Source organism: Polynucleobacter sp. MWH-Jannik1A5, from assembly GCF_018881795.1.
Classification (GTDB): domain Bacteria; phylum Pseudomonadota; class Gammaproteobacteria; order Burkholderiales; family Burkholderiaceae; genus Polynucleobacter.
On record NZ_JACVPQ010000001.1, the window covers coordinates 1641982 to 1658053 of the forward strand.

At 46.6% G+C, this 16072-nt stretch carries 15 protein-coding genes and 1 tRNA gene; 12 read left to right on the forward strand and 4 right to left on the reverse strand.

Annotation, left to right across the window (positions count from 1 at the left end; all coding sequences use genetic code 11):
- The first annotated feature begins 32 nt into the window (after positions 1-32).
- Both ICN23_RS08400 and ICN23_RS08405 read left to right on the forward strand, forming a co-directional pair.
- Positions 33-743, forward strand: a complete 711-nt coding sequence (locus ICN23_RS08400) for a queuosine precursor transporter (protein ID WP_216231705.1) — start codon at positions 33-35, stop codon at positions 741-743.
- Between the two features lie 103 nt (positions 744-846).
- Positions 847-2454, forward strand: coding sequence for an ABC-F family ATPase (locus tag ICN23_RS08405; RefSeq protein WP_216231706.1), 1608 nt, complete (start codon positions 847-849; stop codon positions 2452-2454).
- A 35-nt stretch (positions 2455-2489) separates the two neighbouring features.
- Here ICN23_RS08405 and ICN23_RS08410 read toward each other — a convergent pair whose 3' ends face one another.
- The 4 genes from ICN23_RS08410 to ICN23_RS08425 all read right to left on the reverse strand — a co-directional run bounded on the left by ICN23_RS08410 (position 2490) and on the right by ICN23_RS08425 (position 6072).
- Entirely contained in the window at positions 2490-2759 is a 270-nt protein-coding gene (locus ICN23_RS08410; protein ID WP_216214655.1) for a DUF1289 domain-containing protein, read from the reverse strand.
- Positions 2756-3928 carry a GNAT family N-acetyltransferase gene (locus ICN23_RS08415; RefSeq protein ID WP_216231707.1) on the reverse strand — a complete coding sequence of 391 codons (1173 nt, stop codon included), beginning with the start codon at positions 3926-3928 and terminating at the stop codon, positions 2756-2758. Before ICN23_RS08415 ends, ICN23_RS08410 begins: the two co-directional genes overlap by 4 nt.
- A 2-nt stretch (positions 3929-3930) precedes the next feature.
- On the reverse strand, positions 3931-4317 hold the full coding sequence (gloA, locus tag ICN23_RS08420; RefSeq protein WP_216231708.1) for a lactoylglutathione lyase: 387 nt from the start codon (positions 4315-4317) through the stop codon (positions 3931-3933).
- Between the two features lie 84 nt (positions 4318-4401).
- The gene (locus ICN23_RS08425) at positions 4402-6072 is read right to left on the reverse strand and encodes an electron transfer flavoprotein-ubiquinone oxidoreductase (RefSeq protein WP_216231709.1); all 1671 of its coding nucleotides are present in this window, start codon (positions 6070-6072) and stop codon (positions 4402-4404) included.
- A 158-nt stretch (positions 6073-6230) separates the two neighbouring features.
- Here ICN23_RS08425 and ICN23_RS08430 point away from each other — a divergent pair, with 158 nt between their 5' ends.
- The 10 genes from ICN23_RS08430 (at position 6231) to pheS (ending at position 16064) form a co-directional block, all read left to right on the forward strand.
- Entirely contained in the window at positions 6231-6932 is a 702-nt protein-coding gene (locus ICN23_RS08430) for a CoA transferase subunit A (protein WP_216231710.1), read from the forward strand.
- 42 nt (positions 6933-6974) lie between these two features.
- Positions 6975-7625, forward strand: coding sequence for a CoA transferase subunit B (locus ICN23_RS08435; RefSeq protein ID WP_216231711.1), 651 nt, complete (start codon positions 6975-6977; stop codon positions 7623-7625).
- 81 nt (positions 7626-7706) lie between these two features.
- Positions 7707-9536, forward strand: coding sequence for an alpha/beta fold hydrolase (locus ICN23_RS10100; protein ID WP_216231712.1), 1830 nt, complete (start codon positions 7707-7709; stop codon positions 9534-9536).
- A gap of 21 nt (positions 9537-9557) precedes the next feature.
- Positions 9558-11591 (forward strand): bifunctional (p)ppGpp synthetase/guanosine-3',5'-bis(diphosphate) 3'-pyrophosphohydrolase, encoded by a 2034-nt coding sequence (locus ICN23_RS08445; RefSeq protein ID WP_216231713.1) that lies wholly within the window; start codon positions 9558-9560, stop codon positions 11589-11591.
- 18 nt (positions 11592-11609) lie between these two features.
- Positions 11610-11686: transfer RNA gene (locus tag ICN23_RS08450), tRNA-Val, on the forward strand.
- A gap of 100 nt (positions 11687-11786) precedes the next feature.
- A complete protein-coding gene (thrS, locus tag ICN23_RS08455) occupies positions 11787-13709 on the forward strand; it encodes a threonine--tRNA ligase (RefSeq protein WP_216231714.1) in 1923 nt (640 codons plus the stop codon).
- Between the two features lie 42 nt (positions 13710-13751).
- The gene (gene infC / locus ICN23_RS08460; protein WP_205627502.1) at positions 13752-14276 is read left to right on the forward strand and encodes a translation initiation factor IF-3; all 525 of its coding nucleotides are present in this window, start codon (positions 13752-13754) and stop codon (positions 14274-14276) included.
- Positions 14277-14403: 127 nt separating this feature from the next.
- Positions 14404-14601, forward strand: a complete 198-nt coding sequence (gene rpmI, locus ICN23_RS08465; RefSeq protein ID WP_011902674.1) for a 50S ribosomal protein L35 — start codon at positions 14404-14406, stop codon at positions 14599-14601.
- Positions 14602-14626: 25 nt separating this feature from the next.
- Positions 14627-14992: a 50S ribosomal protein L20 gene (gene rplT, locus ICN23_RS08470; RefSeq protein WP_011902675.1), complete on the forward strand. Its 366-nt coding sequence runs from the start codon at positions 14627-14629 to the stop codon at positions 14990-14992.
- 25 nt (positions 14993-15017) lie between these two features.
- Complete coding sequence (pheS, locus tag ICN23_RS08475; RefSeq protein WP_216231715.1) at positions 15018-16064, forward strand: phenylalanine--tRNA ligase subunit alpha; 1047 nt, start codon at positions 15018-15020, stop codon at positions 16062-16064.
- Positions 16065-16072 lie beyond the last annotated feature (8 nt).

Consider the following 16072-nt stretch of genomic DNA (forward strand, 5'->3'; position numbering starts at 1 on the left):
ATTCTGTTTCTATTATCCATTTTTCTAGACTTATGGACTCGCCTAGACGCCACCATCGTTATTACGACCTGATTCTGACCGCATTCGTAGTGGTTTTATTGTGCTCGAACTTTATTGGCGCTGGTAAGGCAGCCGTAGTTGATTTGCCGTATTTTGGGACAGTGCCATTTGGCGGGGGAATTCTATTTTTCCCCATCGCCTATTTCTTTGGCGACATCCTCACGGAAGTCTATGGGTACGCTTACGATCGGAGGGCGGTTTGGGCCGGCTTTGCCGCTCTTGCATTTGCCGCAATCATGGCGCAAATAGTCATTGCTTTGCCGGTTGCTCCTGGTGATTACATGGCAAATTACCAGCATGGATTGGAGACGGTATTTGGAAACTCTTGGCGTATTGCTTTGGCTTCCATGTTTTCTTTCTGGTGCGGAAGTCTGGTTAACAGTTATGTATTAGCAAAGATGAAGATCTGGACCCAGGGCCGTGCTCTATGGATGCGCACGATCGGCTCTACAGCGGTGGGTGAGATGGTCGACTCCTCCTTTTTCTATATGTTGGCCTTTTATGGCATTTGGCCGACCCATGAAATCATTCAGGTGGCCTTAGCGCAGTACGTTCTCAAGACATCCTGGGAGGTCTTGGCAACCCCATTGACTTACTTGGTCGTGAACTTCCTTAAGCGCAAGGAAAACGAGGATTTCTACGATATTCATACGAATTTCACCCCATTTAGGGTCAAAGTCTAAGTAAGGCCACGGCTTCCTGCCAAGAAAGACGTCTAAGCCGTTAAAATAACGGTCTTTGCCCCTCCGGGGTAACTATTGAATTTCAGAAAGCTAGAAAACATCCGTGCTGTCAGCATCTAATATCACCATGCAGTTTGGGGCGAAGCCTCTGTTTGAAAACATCTCCGTGAAGTTTGGCGGCGGTAATCGTTACGGCCTCATTGGCGCAAATGGTTGCGGTAAGTCAACCTTTATGAAAATTTTAGGTGGCGAGCTTGAGCCAACTAGCGGTAACGTGAGCTTAGACCCAGGTATTCGTTTGGGTAAATTGCGTCAAGATCAATTTGCATACGAGGATGTGCGCGTTCTTGATGTAGTGATGATGGGTCACGAAGAGATGTGGAAGGCTGCAGCAGAGCGTGATGCGATCTACGCTAACCCAGATGCTACTGATGAAGATTACATGAAGGCTGCTGAGCTTGAAGGTAAGTACGCTGAATACGGTGGCTATACCGCTGAAGCAAAAGCAGGTGAGTTGTTATTGGGTATTGGCATTCCTATCGAGCAACACAACGGCCCAATGAGCAATGTTGCGCCAGGTTGGAAATTGCGTGTATTGCTAGCGCAAGCATTGTTCTCTGATCCAGATGTATTGCTGCTTGATGAGCCAACCAATAACTTGGACATTCACTCCATTCATTGGCTTGAGGACATCCTCAATCAAATTAAGAGCACCATCGTCATCATTTCCCATGATCGTCACTTCCTCAATGAAGTCTGTACGCATATGGCCGACATGGACTATGGAACCTTGAAGGTTTATCCAGGTAATTACGATTCCTACATGCTGGCATCTGTTCAGGCTCGCACTCAGCAGCTGAGTAATAACGTGAAGGCGAAAGAGAAAATTGCTGAATTGGCAGCTTTCGTAGCACGCTTCTCTGCAAACGCTTCTAAAGCACGCCAAGCGACTTCACGCCAGAGACAGCTAGAGAAAATTGAGATTGTTGAAGTAAAGCCTTCATCACGTCAGAACCCATTTATTCGTTTTGATACTGAGAAGAAGCTGCACAACATGGCGGTAGAGTGCAATGCGCTAACTAAGGCTTATGACCGCGTTATCTTCAAGAATTTCAAATTAGGCGTTCGTGCTGGCGAGAAGATTGCCATCATCGGACAAAACGGTGCTGGTAAGACGACACTACTCAAGACCATTCTAAGCAAACGCTTTGAAGGTATTGCTGCTGATAGCGGTGATGTGAAATGGGCTGAGAACGCTAACGTTGGTGTGATGCCTCAAGACAATACTGAGATGTTCGCAAAAGACGAATTGCTCATGGATTGGATGAACAACTGGCGTAATACTGGTGATGACGATCAAGTTATTCGTGGCACATTAGGTCGTCTCCTGTTCTCTGGCGATGATATTGGCAAGTCCGTTAAGGTGCTCTCTGGTGGTGAAAAGGGCAGAATGATTTGGGGCAAGCTCATGCTCCAAAAATATAACGTGCTAGCAATGGATGAGCCGACAAACCATATGGATATGGAATCCATTGAGAGCTTACAAATTGCACTTGAGAAATTTGACGGTACTTTGATATTTGTTTCTCACGACCGTGAGTTTGTATCTGCTTTGGCTAATCGCATCTTAGAAGTGAAGATGGATGGCACGGTTACTGACTACTCAGGAACGTACGAAGAGTATTTGCGCAGTCAGGCATTAGAAGGTTAAAGCAACCTCACTAGTAGCTACTTAAAAATAAGCCCCTAAGCGGGCTTATTTTCTTTGGCTTGACGTTGAAAGCGGGTCGCAGTACCTTCTTCGCGAATGCGCTTCCACACCGAATCTTTTTCTTCCTGAGAAAAGAATACCCAATTACTTACTTCTCCGAGAGTGCGACCGCATCCTTGGCAGATTTCATCGTAAAGAGTGGTGCATACACCAATACAAGGGGAGTCGGACTCATTGTCCCCAGTCGATAGGGAGTGAGAGCCATCTTGCGAGGCTGATTTAGTATCGTTGCTTCCAGAATTCATGGCTGTACTTTAGACGATTTCAAAGGACTGTGCTCGGCAAGCTCATCGACATAAGCCCCAATCCCTTGATGCTCACGATCTAAGAAGTGCTGCACTGCTTTGGCAAAGCGGGGATCGGCAATGAAATGGGCTGATTGAATCGTGGTGGGTAAGAAGCCGCGGGCCATCTTGTGTTCACCTTGTGCGCCACCTTCAAAGGTCTGTATCTTGTTGGAAATGCAGTATTCAATGGCTTGGTAATAGGCAGTTTCAAAGTGCAAGCAGGGAATATGTTCTATCGCACCCCAATATCTGCCATAAGCCTTAGAGGTTTTCGGGTCTATCACTAGTAATGATGCAGCAATAGGATGGCCCGCACGTTCAGCAATGATTAAATGAAGATTCTCAGGCATTCTCTGAGCCCATAGCTTGAAGAAAGTCTTACTGAGATATGGATTAGAGCGATGCTCTAAGTAGGTATTTTCATAGCAGCGATAGAAAAATTCCCAATCGTCATCGGTTGAAGATATTCCTGGCACATGCCTAAAGTGAATAGATTCTTTTGTCACTTGCTCGCGCTCGCGCCGAATATTTTTGCGGCGCTTCATTGTGAGGGCTGCTAAAAATCGTTCAAAGTTCTCAAAGCCCTGGTTATGCCAATGAAATTGCACGGAGTCACGTAGCATGAAGCCTTGCTCTTGAAGGTTTTTAGATTCTGAGGCATAAGGGAATAAAACATGCGCTGAAGACAGATTGTTTTGAACAACTACAGTTTTTAAGCCTTCAATTAGATGCTGCCTAACCATGTCGGCATCAATGTGACTGGCACTAAGAGTTCTGGAGCCTTGTACGGGGGAGAAGGGGATGGCGCAGAGCGCTTTCGGAAAATATTGCATTCCTTGTTGTTCATAAGCCTGCGCCCAAGACCAATCAAACACAAACTCTCCATACGAATGTTGTTTCATATACAGAGGCATTGCGCCAATCAGTTGGCCATGATCTTTTAGGAGCAGGTGTGCGACTTGCCACCCAGTATTGCCTCCAACACAACCCGTCTCTTCTAGAGTGCTAAGAAATTCATGGCGCAGAAAGGGGCCTGCATCAGCAGGAAGTAAAGCATTCCAGTCCTCGCACGGAATATCGCTTAAGCGATCAAGTATTTCTAGTTGATATGAATCGGGCTGGGCCACGATTAGCGCTGAATGAGCTCTATTTTGTAGCCATCAGGATCGGTCACAAATGCAATGATGGTATCGCCGCCAGCTACTGGACCAGCTTCACGAGTGACATTACCGCCAGCTGCCTTAATCTTGGCGCACGCAGCATAGGCATCAGGAACACCAATGGCTATATGACCATAGGCTGTTCCCATCTCATAGCTAGAAACTCCATGGTTATAGGTTAGCTCAATCTCAGCTTGTCCATCTCCATTACCTTTGCCGAACCCCACAAAAGCGAGCGAGTATTTTTGCTCAGGACGCTCAGTAGTACGCAATAAATTCATTCCCAATACTTTGGTGTAGAAATCAATCGAGCGACTTAAATCGCCAACGCGAAGCATGGTATGTAGGATCATCATGAGCTAAATATAACGCTATTTATTGATTCCTGTTTTGAATGAAAAACCCCGGCATCTAACCGGGGCTTGTTGTATTGCATTGCTTTACATCGATGCGTAGTTCGGTCCACCACCACCTTCTGGAGTAATCCAGATAATGTTTTGGGTTGGATCTTTAATGTCACAGGTTTTGCAATGAACACAGTTTTGCGAATTGATTTGTAAGCGAGGCTTGCCGTCGGTTTCCACATACTCATACACACCAGCAGGGCAGTAGCGTTGCTCGGGGCCTGCATAGGTTTTGAGATTGATATCCACAGGCACGGAATCATTCTTCAATGTTAAGTGGATAGGCTGATTCTCGGCATGATTCGTATTGGAAATAAATACGGATGAGAGGCGATCAAACGTAATCTTCCCATCTGGCCTCGGATAATCAATGGGCTTGTGTTGTGCAGCCGGCTCTAGGCATTCGTGGTCAGCATGCTTCAGATGAACCGTCCATGGCATATTACCGCCCAACAGCTTTTGCTCTAAACCAACCATTAGGGTGCCGAGATAGAGTCCTTTGGACATCCATGGCTTGAAGTTACGCGCTTGATTGAGTTCTGTATGTAGCCAACTATTTTGGAATGCGGTTGGATAGGCTGATAGAACATCCTCAGAACGATTTTCATTAATAGCCGCAACTGCTGCTTCTGCAGCAAGCATGCCGGTCTTAATGGCTGCATGACTACCTTTAATGCGAGAGGCGTTTAAGAAGCCTGCATCGCATCCGATGAGCGCGCCACCAGGAAATACTGTTTTAGGAAGGCTATTTAATCCACCGGCTGTCAGAGCACGGGCACCATAGGCAATACGCTTACCGCCTTCAAAAGTTTCCCGAATCTTAGGATGCAACTTATAGCGTTGAAATTCTTCAAAAGGAGAGAGGTAAGGGTTCTTGTAAGAGAGGCCGACTACCAAACCAACTGTCACCTTGTTATCGCCTAAGTGATAGAGGAATGAGCCACCATAGGTATCACTCTCCAATGGCCAGCCTGCTGTGTGGACAACCAGCCCCGGCTTGCTCTTAGAAGGTTCGACTTCCCAGAGTTCTTTGATGCCAATCCCGTAGCTTTGTGGATCAGCATCTTTATCTAATGCAAATTTAGAGATGAGCTGTTTGCCAAGATGGCCACGTGAACCTTCAGCAAAGAGGGTGTACTTGCCACGCAACTCCATACCAAGCTGGAACTGATCTGTTGGGTTGCCTTCTTTATCTAAACCCATTGAGCCGGTAATCACGCCACATACCGAACCTTGTTCGTTGTAGAGAATTTCTGCAGCAGGAAAACCAGGGAAAATTTCAACACCGAGATTTTCAGCTTGTTGTCCAAGCCAGCGTGTCACGTTTGCAAGACTAACAATATAGTTGCCTTCATTTTTAAAGCAGTGGGGTAGCATCCAATTTGGAACTTGATAGGAGTTATCGCTGGTCAAGAATAAAAATTGATCTTCGGAGACTGGGGTGTCGAGTGGCGCACCTAATTCTTTCCAATCCGGAAATAACTCAGTAAGCGCCTTTGGATCCATCACCGCGCCAGAAAGAATGTGAGCGCCGATTTCGGAACCCTTTTCTAGAACGCAAACGCTAATTTCTTTGCCGGAGGCATTTGCTAGTTGCTTAGCTTTAATGGCGGCCGATAAGCCTGCAGGGCCGCCTCCAACGATGACTAAGTCATAGTCCATGGAGTCTCTGGGTCCAAATTGCTCGACCAGTTCAGCAGCATTCATTCAATTTCTCCGAAATTTCTCAAAAATAGGGTATTTAAGCCCTAATAGTTTAGTTCCAACTGCCAAAATCCGAATTAGTGCCAAGACCGTCTGGATCAATGGCCCCAAAGCGTTATGATTGCTTTTTTACCCTTTTTGGCAATATTAGGACAAAAGTTATGAATAAAACTTACCCATCGGCAGTCGATGCCTTGCGGGACATCTTAAAAGACGGACAAAAATTGGCTGTTGGCGGTTTTGGTCTCTGCGGCATTCCTGAGGCATTAATTCAGGCGGTAAAGGATTTGGGCGTTCAAAACCTCACTGCAATTGCTAATAACGCAGGCGTAGATGGATTCGGGTTGGGTTTATTGCTGAACTCCCGCCAGGTTAAAAAGATGGTTGCCTCTTATGTGGGTGAGAACAAAGAATTCGAGCGTCAGTATTTAGCTGGTGAGCTGGAGTTGGAATTTACTCCGCAAGGAACCTTGGCAGAAAAACTGCGCGCCGGTGGTTGCGGTATTCCTGCTTTCTACACCAAGACTGGTGTTGGCACTTTAGTTGCTGAAGGTAAAGAGGAAAAAGAATTCGATGGCGAGAAATACATCATGGAGCGCTCAATTATTTCTGATATTTCTTTGGTGAAAGCTTGGAAAGCAGATAAGTCAGGGAACTTGGTCTATCGCTACACAGCGCGTAACTTTAATCCGGTAGTGGCAATGGCCGGCAAGATCACGGTAGCTGAAGTAGAGGAGATCGTTGAGAACGGTCAGCTGCATCCCGATGAGATTCATACGCCTGGTATTTATGTACACCGATTGGTACTCCATAAGACTCCAGAGAAGCGTATTGAGCAGCGCACGATGACTGCAACAGCTTAATTTCCCGAACGGCAACAGAACAGAATATTTAGGAAGATCGACATGGCTTGGACTAGAGATGAGATGGCAGCACGTGCTGCTAAAGAATTAAAAGATGGTTACTACGTAAACTTGGGTATTGGTATGCCTACTTTGGTAGCTAACCATGTGCCAAAAAATATGGAAGTGTGGCTTCAGTCTGAAAATGGTCTATTAGGTATTGGCCCGTTCCCAACTGAAGATACGATTGATGCCGACCTGATTAATGCAGGCAAACAAACCGTGACTACTTTACCCGGTTCATCTATTTTTTCTTCCGCAGATTCTTTCGGAATGATTCGTGGCGGCAAAATCAACATTGCGATTTTGGGCGCAATGCAAGTAAGCGAATATGGTGATTTAGCTAACTGGATGATTCCAGGAAAAATGGTCAAAGGCATGGGCGGCGCAATGGACTTGGTGGCCGGCGTAAAACATGTTGTTGTGCTAATGGAGCACGTTGCCAAGAAAAAGGATGGCACAGAAGAGCTGAAGATTTTGCCTAAGTGCACATTACCTTTGACCGGTGTAGGTGTTATTAGCCAGATCATTACCGATCTTTGTGTCTTGGACATTACTCGCTCGGGCTTGAACTTAGTAGAGCTAGCTCCAGGCGTGACAAAAGAAGAAGTGATTGCAAAGACAGGTGCCCCTGTTGATACAACGGGTTTCTGAGCAATTTATCCAGATGAATGAAATAATGGAATCACTATGTCGGGATTCCATTTTCCTCATTCAAAATCCTCAGTACCCAAGATGAATTCGGGCGTTGATCCCTCTCTTCATGCTCATAAAAAGGGTGATGCAAAACACACCCATAGCAAGCAAGTCTCCAATCAAAATTTACTGTTAATTGCCTTAGTACTTACTTTAGGCTTTTCAGGCATTGAAGGCGTGGCAGCATATTTTGCTAACTCATTAGCGTTGATTTCTGATGCGGGTCATATGGTCACCGATGCTGCAGCGCTCGGATTGGCTTTGTTGGCACAAATTATTTCCCGTCGCCCACCATCCCCAAAACATTCATTTGGTTTTGGCAGAGCAGAGGCCTTAGCAGCATTTGTCAATAGCATTGTGATGCTGGCTTTAGTTGTATGGATTATGGTTGAGGCAATTAGTCGATTCTATGAGCCACATAAAGTGGATGGTCTTACCGTCACTGTTGTCGCTGCTATCGGCTTATTGATGAATATCGTGGTTGCATGGGTGTTGTCGCGTGATAAGAAGAGCGTTAATACTCGTGCAGCCTTAGTTCATGTCATGGGCGATTTGCTGGGATCAATCGCTGCGTTGATTGCAGGCGTTGTGATTCAGTTAACGGGCTGGATGCCAATTGATGCCATTTTGTCTATCCTGGTATCGCTACTGATTCTGAAATCAACCATCTCCATTCTCCATGAGTCGTATCACTTTCTCATGGAGGGTGTGCCTCTCCACATTGACTATTTACAAGTTGGTACTGATTTAAGAAGAGTCCCGGGCGTACTTGCGGTGCACGATTTACATGTCTGGGAGATGACTCCAAGCTTTCCAGCATTGATTGGCCATATTGAAATTGCCGATATTCAAGAGTGGCCACAGATCATGGCCAGAATTAATGAAATGTTGTTAGATAAGCATGGTATTGATCATGTGACCTTACAGCCTGAGGTGATTGGTGAAGACCATGATCATGAGCATGATCACGCAAGTCATGAAATTCACAATGAAGCGCAAGCTGCAAATGTATTTCATGATGGCGAAACTTTTTACGTCGACTGCTCTAGTGGCGATGAAAAACATCGCATGGCCTATCACGCATGGGGCAATCCAGGTAATCCAGTATTGATGTGTGTTCATGGTCTCACCAGGCGGGGTAGTGACTTTAAGACCCTCGCACTAGCTATGTGCAAGGATTATTACGTTGTCTGTCCAGATATTGTTGGTAGGGGTGATTCAGACCGCCTTAGCAATCCGATGCTGTATGCCGTACCACAGTACGTTTCAGATATTGCCTCCTTAGTGAAAAAACTTGGTGTAACTCAAGTGGACTGGTTTGGTACATCGATGGGCGGTCTCATTGGAATGGTTTATGCATCAATGCCAAACTCGCCAATACGTCGCATGTTGATCAATGATGTGGGCCCGAAGATTGAGTCTGAGGCTATCAAGCGTTTGGGCTCTTACGTAGGGCAGCCATTTGCTTTTGCCAATCGTGAAGATGCGCTAACTCGCCTGAATGAAATCTGCGCCAGCTTTGGCGAGCACACTCCGCAAGAGTGGGAAGTCTATAACGGCCCCATGTTAGTTCAGAAAGATGGTAAATGGATCATGCATTACGACCCAGATATCTCAGTGCCGTTTGCCTCAGTGAATCCAATCATGGCCAAGGCAGGCGAAATGGCGATGTGGCATGCATTTAAGCAAATTCATATTCCGATGCTGATTGTGCGGGGTGGAAATTCTGACTTGCTTTCTGCTGCAACCGTAGCTCAAATGTGCAAAGTAAATCCCTATGCTCGCAGTATTGAGATTCCAAACGTAGGCCATGCTCCTGCATTTGTGAAGCCAGAGCAAATTGCGTTGGCAAAAGAATTCTTCAGCTAATTCCTACAAATCATTTTGCCTATGGCAAATAATCCCACTACATCCGAAAAAGTAGCCGTCTTTCAGGATGCCTGGTATGGCGAGCCAGCTGAAGTGCATGCGCTTGGGGTTTCGCAAGTCCTACAAGTGCTTAATTTAGACGAAGCAACCCTAGTTGCGGCAAATAATATTGCGCGTACCCACGGTAAAGAAGCGCTCATTAAATTGATTGGTGAAGAGCCTGCCAAGTTACTGATTGGTTATCGCGGTTTACGTCAGGCCCAAGCAAAATTGATGCGTGATGATGGTGGACTCAGTGTTACCGGCCAAGAAGAAATGCTGCGCAAAATGCTTCTAGCATTTGGTGATGACTTAAGGGTGGTGCTGATCTATCTCGCATCTCGATTGCAGACTCTGCGCTGGATCACTCAAGAGAAAATGGAGATGCCAGCTGCTTGGGCGCAGGAAATCCTGAATATTGATGCCTCATTAGCGAATCGCTTGGGTATTTGGCAGATGAAATGGGAGATGGAGGACTTAGCGTTTCGGGCGCTATCTCCAGAAACCTATCGAGAGATCGCCAAGATGCTCGATTCGAAACGTATTGAGCGCCAATCCTTTATTGATCAAATTATTTTGCAACTACAGGAAGAGCTCAAGGCTGCGCAAATTGATGGTGAAGTACTTGGGCGACCCAAGCACATCTACAGCATCTGGAAAAAAATGCAAGGCAAGTCTTTAGATTTCGCCAATCTCTATGACGTTAGAGCATTTCGAGTATTGGTTGATGATGTGAAGTCATGCTATGCCGTGCTGGGTATCGTGCATAACGTTTGGCAACCAGTGCCACGTGAATTTGATGATTACATTGCTAGACCTAAACCCAACGGCTATCAATCCTTGCATACCGTAGTCATGAATGATGACGGTACTGCATTTGAAATTCAGGTGCGCACACAAGAAATGCATCAGCAGGCTGAGTATGGATTGGCAGCACACTGGCGTTACAAGGAGGGTGCCTACGTTGGTATGGCGACGCCACCCAATGCAGCAAAAACCAATAAGCCCAGCATTAACCATCAACAAGGAACGCATAGCGCAGAAGTGGCCTATGAGAGGCAAATAGCGTGGGCTCGTCAGCTTATCTCCTGGAAAGAAGATGCTTGGGAGCAACTCAAGCACCATGAGATTGACGATCATATTTATGTGCTCACTCCCTTGGGTAAGGTGATCTCATTAGAGAAGGGCTCAACGCCCATTGATTTTGCTTATGCGGTGCATACCAATCTTGGTCATCGTTGTAGAGGCGCAAGAGTAGATGGCGCTATGGTGCCGTTAGAGACATCACTGCAGAATGGTCAAACAGTTGAAATCATTGCGGTGAAGCATGGCGGTCCATCGCGCGACTGGATTAGCCCTGATAAAAATTACCTTCGTTCGCAAAGAGCGCGCCAAAGAGTTCGCGCTTGGTTTAATGCATTGGACGATGAGGAAGCTGGTCAGTCAATCAAGACGATTGATAACAAGCAAGATGCCAACTCAGAAACTAAAGTTACTCCTGCTACGCCCGAGATTATTCTGCGCAGCAGTACGCGTAAGCACGCGCAAAGCGGCGATGTCTTGGTGGTTGGGGTGGATTCTTTGTTAACGCAGTTGGCGCGTTGCTGCAGACCTGTTCCTCCGGACGCTATTGCCGGATTTGTGACTCAGGGTAGAGGGGTATCGATTCATCGACGCTCATGCAAAACCTTCAGAGGTCTTTTGGAAAGGGCTCCGGAGCGAGTAATTCAAACGGCTTGGACAACTTCAGCAGCAGATCCTATCGTCAACCAGGAGCAAAAACGGGTATTCCCAGCAGATTTGGTTGTAACTGGCCTAGATCGACCTGAGCTCATGCGGGAGCTCTTTGAGATTCTCACGCGGCAGGGTGTGCATGTGATTGATTTACGTAAATCAGCTAAAAAAGGCTTAGCTCAGATCCTTTTAACGGTTGAGGTGAAGGATTCTGAAGTCTTACGAGTGGTTCAAAACAGCTTAGAAGAGGTCAAAGGGGTAACCCAAGTGCGCCGCCGGTGATAAACTCTATGGCTGTATAGGCTCGTAGCTCAGCTGGTTAGAGCACCACCTTGACATGGTGGGGGTCGTTGGTTCGAGTCCAATCGAGCCTACCAACGAATAAGACCCAAAGAGGCGCGGATGCCCTAAAGCTACCGCGCTTTCTTTTTGGGAAAGATGTCAGGAATGTAGTTCAGTAAATAAGATGGGGTCATCATGCTTGTAGTTACTCTGCCCGATGGATCAAAACGTGAGTTTGAGGCACCTGTTCGCGTAGCGGATGTTGCACAAAGCATCGGTAGCGGTCTTGCGAAAGCCGCATTAGGTGGCATTGTTGACGGCAAGATGGTGGATACCAGTTTTGTTATTGATAAAGATAGTCAACTGGCCATCATTACTGATAAGAGTCCTGAAGCGTTAGAAATTGTTCGTCATTCGACCGCTCACCTATTGGCATACGCTGTAAAAGAATTATTCCCTGAAGCGCAAGTCACTATTGGCCCAGTTATCAAGAATGGTTTTTACTATGACTTCTCATATCACCGCCCATTTACTCCGGATGACTTAGTTGCTTTAGAAAAGAAAATGACTGAGCTCGCTAAAAAAGATGAGCCAGTAACGCGCACCGTAATGCCACGCGATGAAGCTGTTGAGTTTTTCAAAAAGCAGGGTGAAAATTACAAAGCAGAATTGATTGCGAGCATTCCGCAGGGTGAAGATGTATCTCTATATGCCGAAGGCAAGTTCACCGACTTGTGCCGCGGCCCGCACGTACCATCTACAGGCAAGCTCAAGGTATTTAAGCTGATGAAGCTTGCTGGTGCTTACTGGCGTGGCGATAGTAAGAATGAGATGCTGCAGCGTATCTACGGTACAGCCTGGTTACGTAAAGAAGATCAAGATGCTTACTTACATATGCTGGAAGAGTCTGAGAAGCGTGATCATCGCCGCCTCGGTAAGCAGCTCGATTTATTTCATTTCCAAGAAGAGGCTCCAGGCTTAATTTTCTGGCATCCAAAAGGTTGGTCAATTTGGCAAGAGGTTGAGCAATACATGCGTCGCGTGTATCAGCAAGAAGGCTACCAAGAAGTTAAAGCGCCACAAATTTTGGATCGTGGTCTGTGGGAAAAATCGGGCCACTGGGATAACTACAAAGAGAATATGTTTACGACAGAGTCGGAAAATCGTGCTTATGCGTTAAAGCCGATGAACTGTCCTGGTCACGTACAAATTTACAACTCTGGTTTGCATAGCTATCGTGAGTTGCCATTGCGCTTCGGTGAATTTGGTCAATGTCATCGCAATGAGCCATCGGGCGCTTTGCATGGTTTGATGCGCGTGCGTGGTTTCACACAAGACGATGGCCATATTTTCTGTACTGAAGATCAAATTCAATCTGAGGTGGCAGCATTTGATAAAGCAGTTCGTGCTGTTTATCAAGATTTTGGCTTTACCGAGGTTGCCGTAAAACTTGCTTTACGTCCAGCTAAACGCGTTGGCGATGACGCCATTTGGGATAAAGCTGAAGATGCTCTGCGCGGTGCCCTGAAGGCCTCTGGCCAGGAATGGGAAGAATTGCCAGGCGAGGGTGCTTTTTACGGTCCAAAGATCGAATATCACCTCAAAGACTCCATTGGACGTACTTGGCAGTGCGGCACGATTCAGGTGGATTTCTCCATGCCAGCCCGTTTGGGCGCTGAATATGTCGCTGAAGACAATAGCCGCAAGACCCCAGTCATGCTCCATAGGGCAATTGTGGGCTCTTTAGAGCGTTTTATCGGCATTTTGATCGAAAATCACGCCGGAAACATGCCAGTTTGGCTTGCTCCGACCCAGGCTGTAGTCCTTAATATCTCAGGAAATTCTGCTGCATACGCACAACAAGTGCAGCAATTGCTGAAAAAACAAGGGTTCAGAGTCGAATCTGATTTGCGGAACGAGAAAATTACGTATAAAATACGCGAGCACGCATTACAGAAGATCCCATTTTTGCTCGTTGTAGGGGATAAAGAATCTGAAAGTAATACGGTGGCCGTTCGTGCCCGTGGCGGAGTGGATTTAGGTGTAATGCCTCTTGATGCCTTCGTTGCCCGACTCCAGCAGGATATTTCCCAGAAAGTCGGACCCGAGCCTAGCTAGGGTTAGAACGGTTTTTATTGTTTTTTTAAAGGAATTAAGAAGATCGCTACTGAAAAATTGCAACGCATTAACCGGGAAATTACTGCTCCTGAAGTGCGTTTGATTGGAATCGATGGTGAACCCATCGGTGTAGTTAAGTTGAGTGAAGCCTTGGCTGCAGCAGAAGAGAAAGAAACCGATTTGGTTGAAATTGCTCCGACGGCTGTTCCACCTGTAGTCCGCATCATGGACTTCGGCAAATTCAAATACCAAGAAGCCAAGCGGATGCATGAAGCAAAGCTGAAGCAAAAAGTCATTCAGGTGAAGGAAGTGAAATTCCGCCCTGGTACTGATGATGGTGACTACGGTGTGAAGCTACGCAATCTAATCCGCTTTTTAGAAGATGGCGATAAGACAAAGATTACGCTGCGGTTTCGGGGTCGTGAGATGGCCCACCAAGAAATCGGAGTCAGAATGTTGGAGCGTTTGAAGTTGGATCTCGTTGAATACGGCCAAGTCGAACAGTTTCCAAAGATGGAAGGCCGCCAGATGGTGATGGTATTGGCCCCCATTCGTAAGGCTAAGTAATCAGGTTCTACCTGGTTCTTATGTAGGGAGGCGCTGAAAGGCGCCGGTAGTTTGAAGTGCTTCTGGGTACAGGAAGAGTAACCGTCGGTTACCACCTATGTTGCACAAGTAATTGAAGGGGTGCTTTATGCCCAAGATGAAGAGCAAGAGTAGCGCTAAAAAGCGCTTCACGGTTCGCGCAGGCGGAACGATTAAACGAGGTCAGGCTTTCAAACGCCACATCCTCACCAAGAAGACCACAAAGAATAAGCGTCACCTCCGTGGTTCCACAGAAGTTGCGAAAGCTGACGTTAAGTCAATTCGCTCTATGCTTCCATACGCTTAACCTCAGACTAGATTAGGAGAATTAAATGCCAAGAGTCAAACGTGGGGTTACAGCAAGAGCCCGTCATAAGAAAATCACCGATGCCGCTACAGGTTACCGTGGCCGTCGTAAGAACGTATTCCGTATTGCTAAGCAAGCGGTTATGCGTGCTGGTCAATATGCATACCGTGACCGTCGCAATAAGAAACGTGTATTCCGCGCTTTGTGGATTGCTCGTATCAACGCGGCAGTTCGTCAGCATGACATGACTTATAGCGTATTCATGAATGGTATGAAGAAAGCTGCGATCGAACTCGACCGTAAAGTGCTTTCTGATATGGCCATTGCTGACAAAGCGGCTTTCGCTGCTTTGGTTACTCGGATCAAATCCGTAGTAAACGCTGCAGCTTAATCTTAGTTTTCTAAACTAAGCTGCAATGGTTTCTCTCGACCACATTGTCGAGGATGCTAAACGTGATTTCCTCGGAGCTGCCGATGCGGCAGCTCTAGAGGACGCGAAAGCCAAGTATCTCGGTAAGTCAGGTGTTCTCACTGAGCGTTTAAAGGCGCTTGGTGGAATGTCGCCTGAGGAGCGCAAGAGTGCTGGCGCCCAAATTAATCAAATCAAAACTCAAGTAGAAGCTGCGTTACAAGAGCATCGCCAAGCTTTGGCTGATGCTGTGTTGATGCAACGTCTTGCGGCGGAGTCTATTGACGTTTCCTTGCCTGGCCGTGGCCAAGCAGTAGGTAGCTTGCATCCTGTAATGCGCACCTGGGAACGCGTTGAAGAGATCTTCCGCTCGATTGGTTTTGATGTAGCAGATGGCCCTGAAATTGAAACCGATTGGTTTAATTTCACCGCCTTAAATAGCCCCGAGAATCATCCTGCTCGTTCTATGCAGGACACTTTTTACATCGATGGCAAAGATTCCAATGAGAAGCCTTTGTTATTGCGCACGCATACCAGTCCAATTCAGGTTCGCTATGCGAGCGAGCACGTTAAGAAATACGCCAACGCAGATGTGATGCCGCCAATCAAAGTGATTGCACCAGGTAGAACTTATCGTGTTGATAGTGATGCAACCCATTCGCCGATGTTCCATCAGGTTGAAGGCTTATGGATTGCTGAGAGTGTTTCATTTGCAGATCTCAAAGGTGTCTATACAGACTTCTTAAGAACTTTCTTTGAAACAAACGAATTACAGGTGCGTTTCCGCCCATCTTATTTCCCATTCACAGAACCTTCTGCTGAAATCGATATGGCCTTTGGTAGCGGTAAGCTTGCTGGTCGTTGGTTAGAAATCTCTGGAGCAGGGCAAGTTCATCCGAATGTATTGCGCAATATGGGTATCGACCCAGAGCGTTATACCGGCTTTGCCTTTGGATCTGGATTAGAGCGCTTAACCATGTTGCGTTACGGCGTAGATGATCTTCGTCTGTTCTTTGAAAACGATCTGCGTTTCTTGGGGCAGTTCCCCGCATAACCAAATCA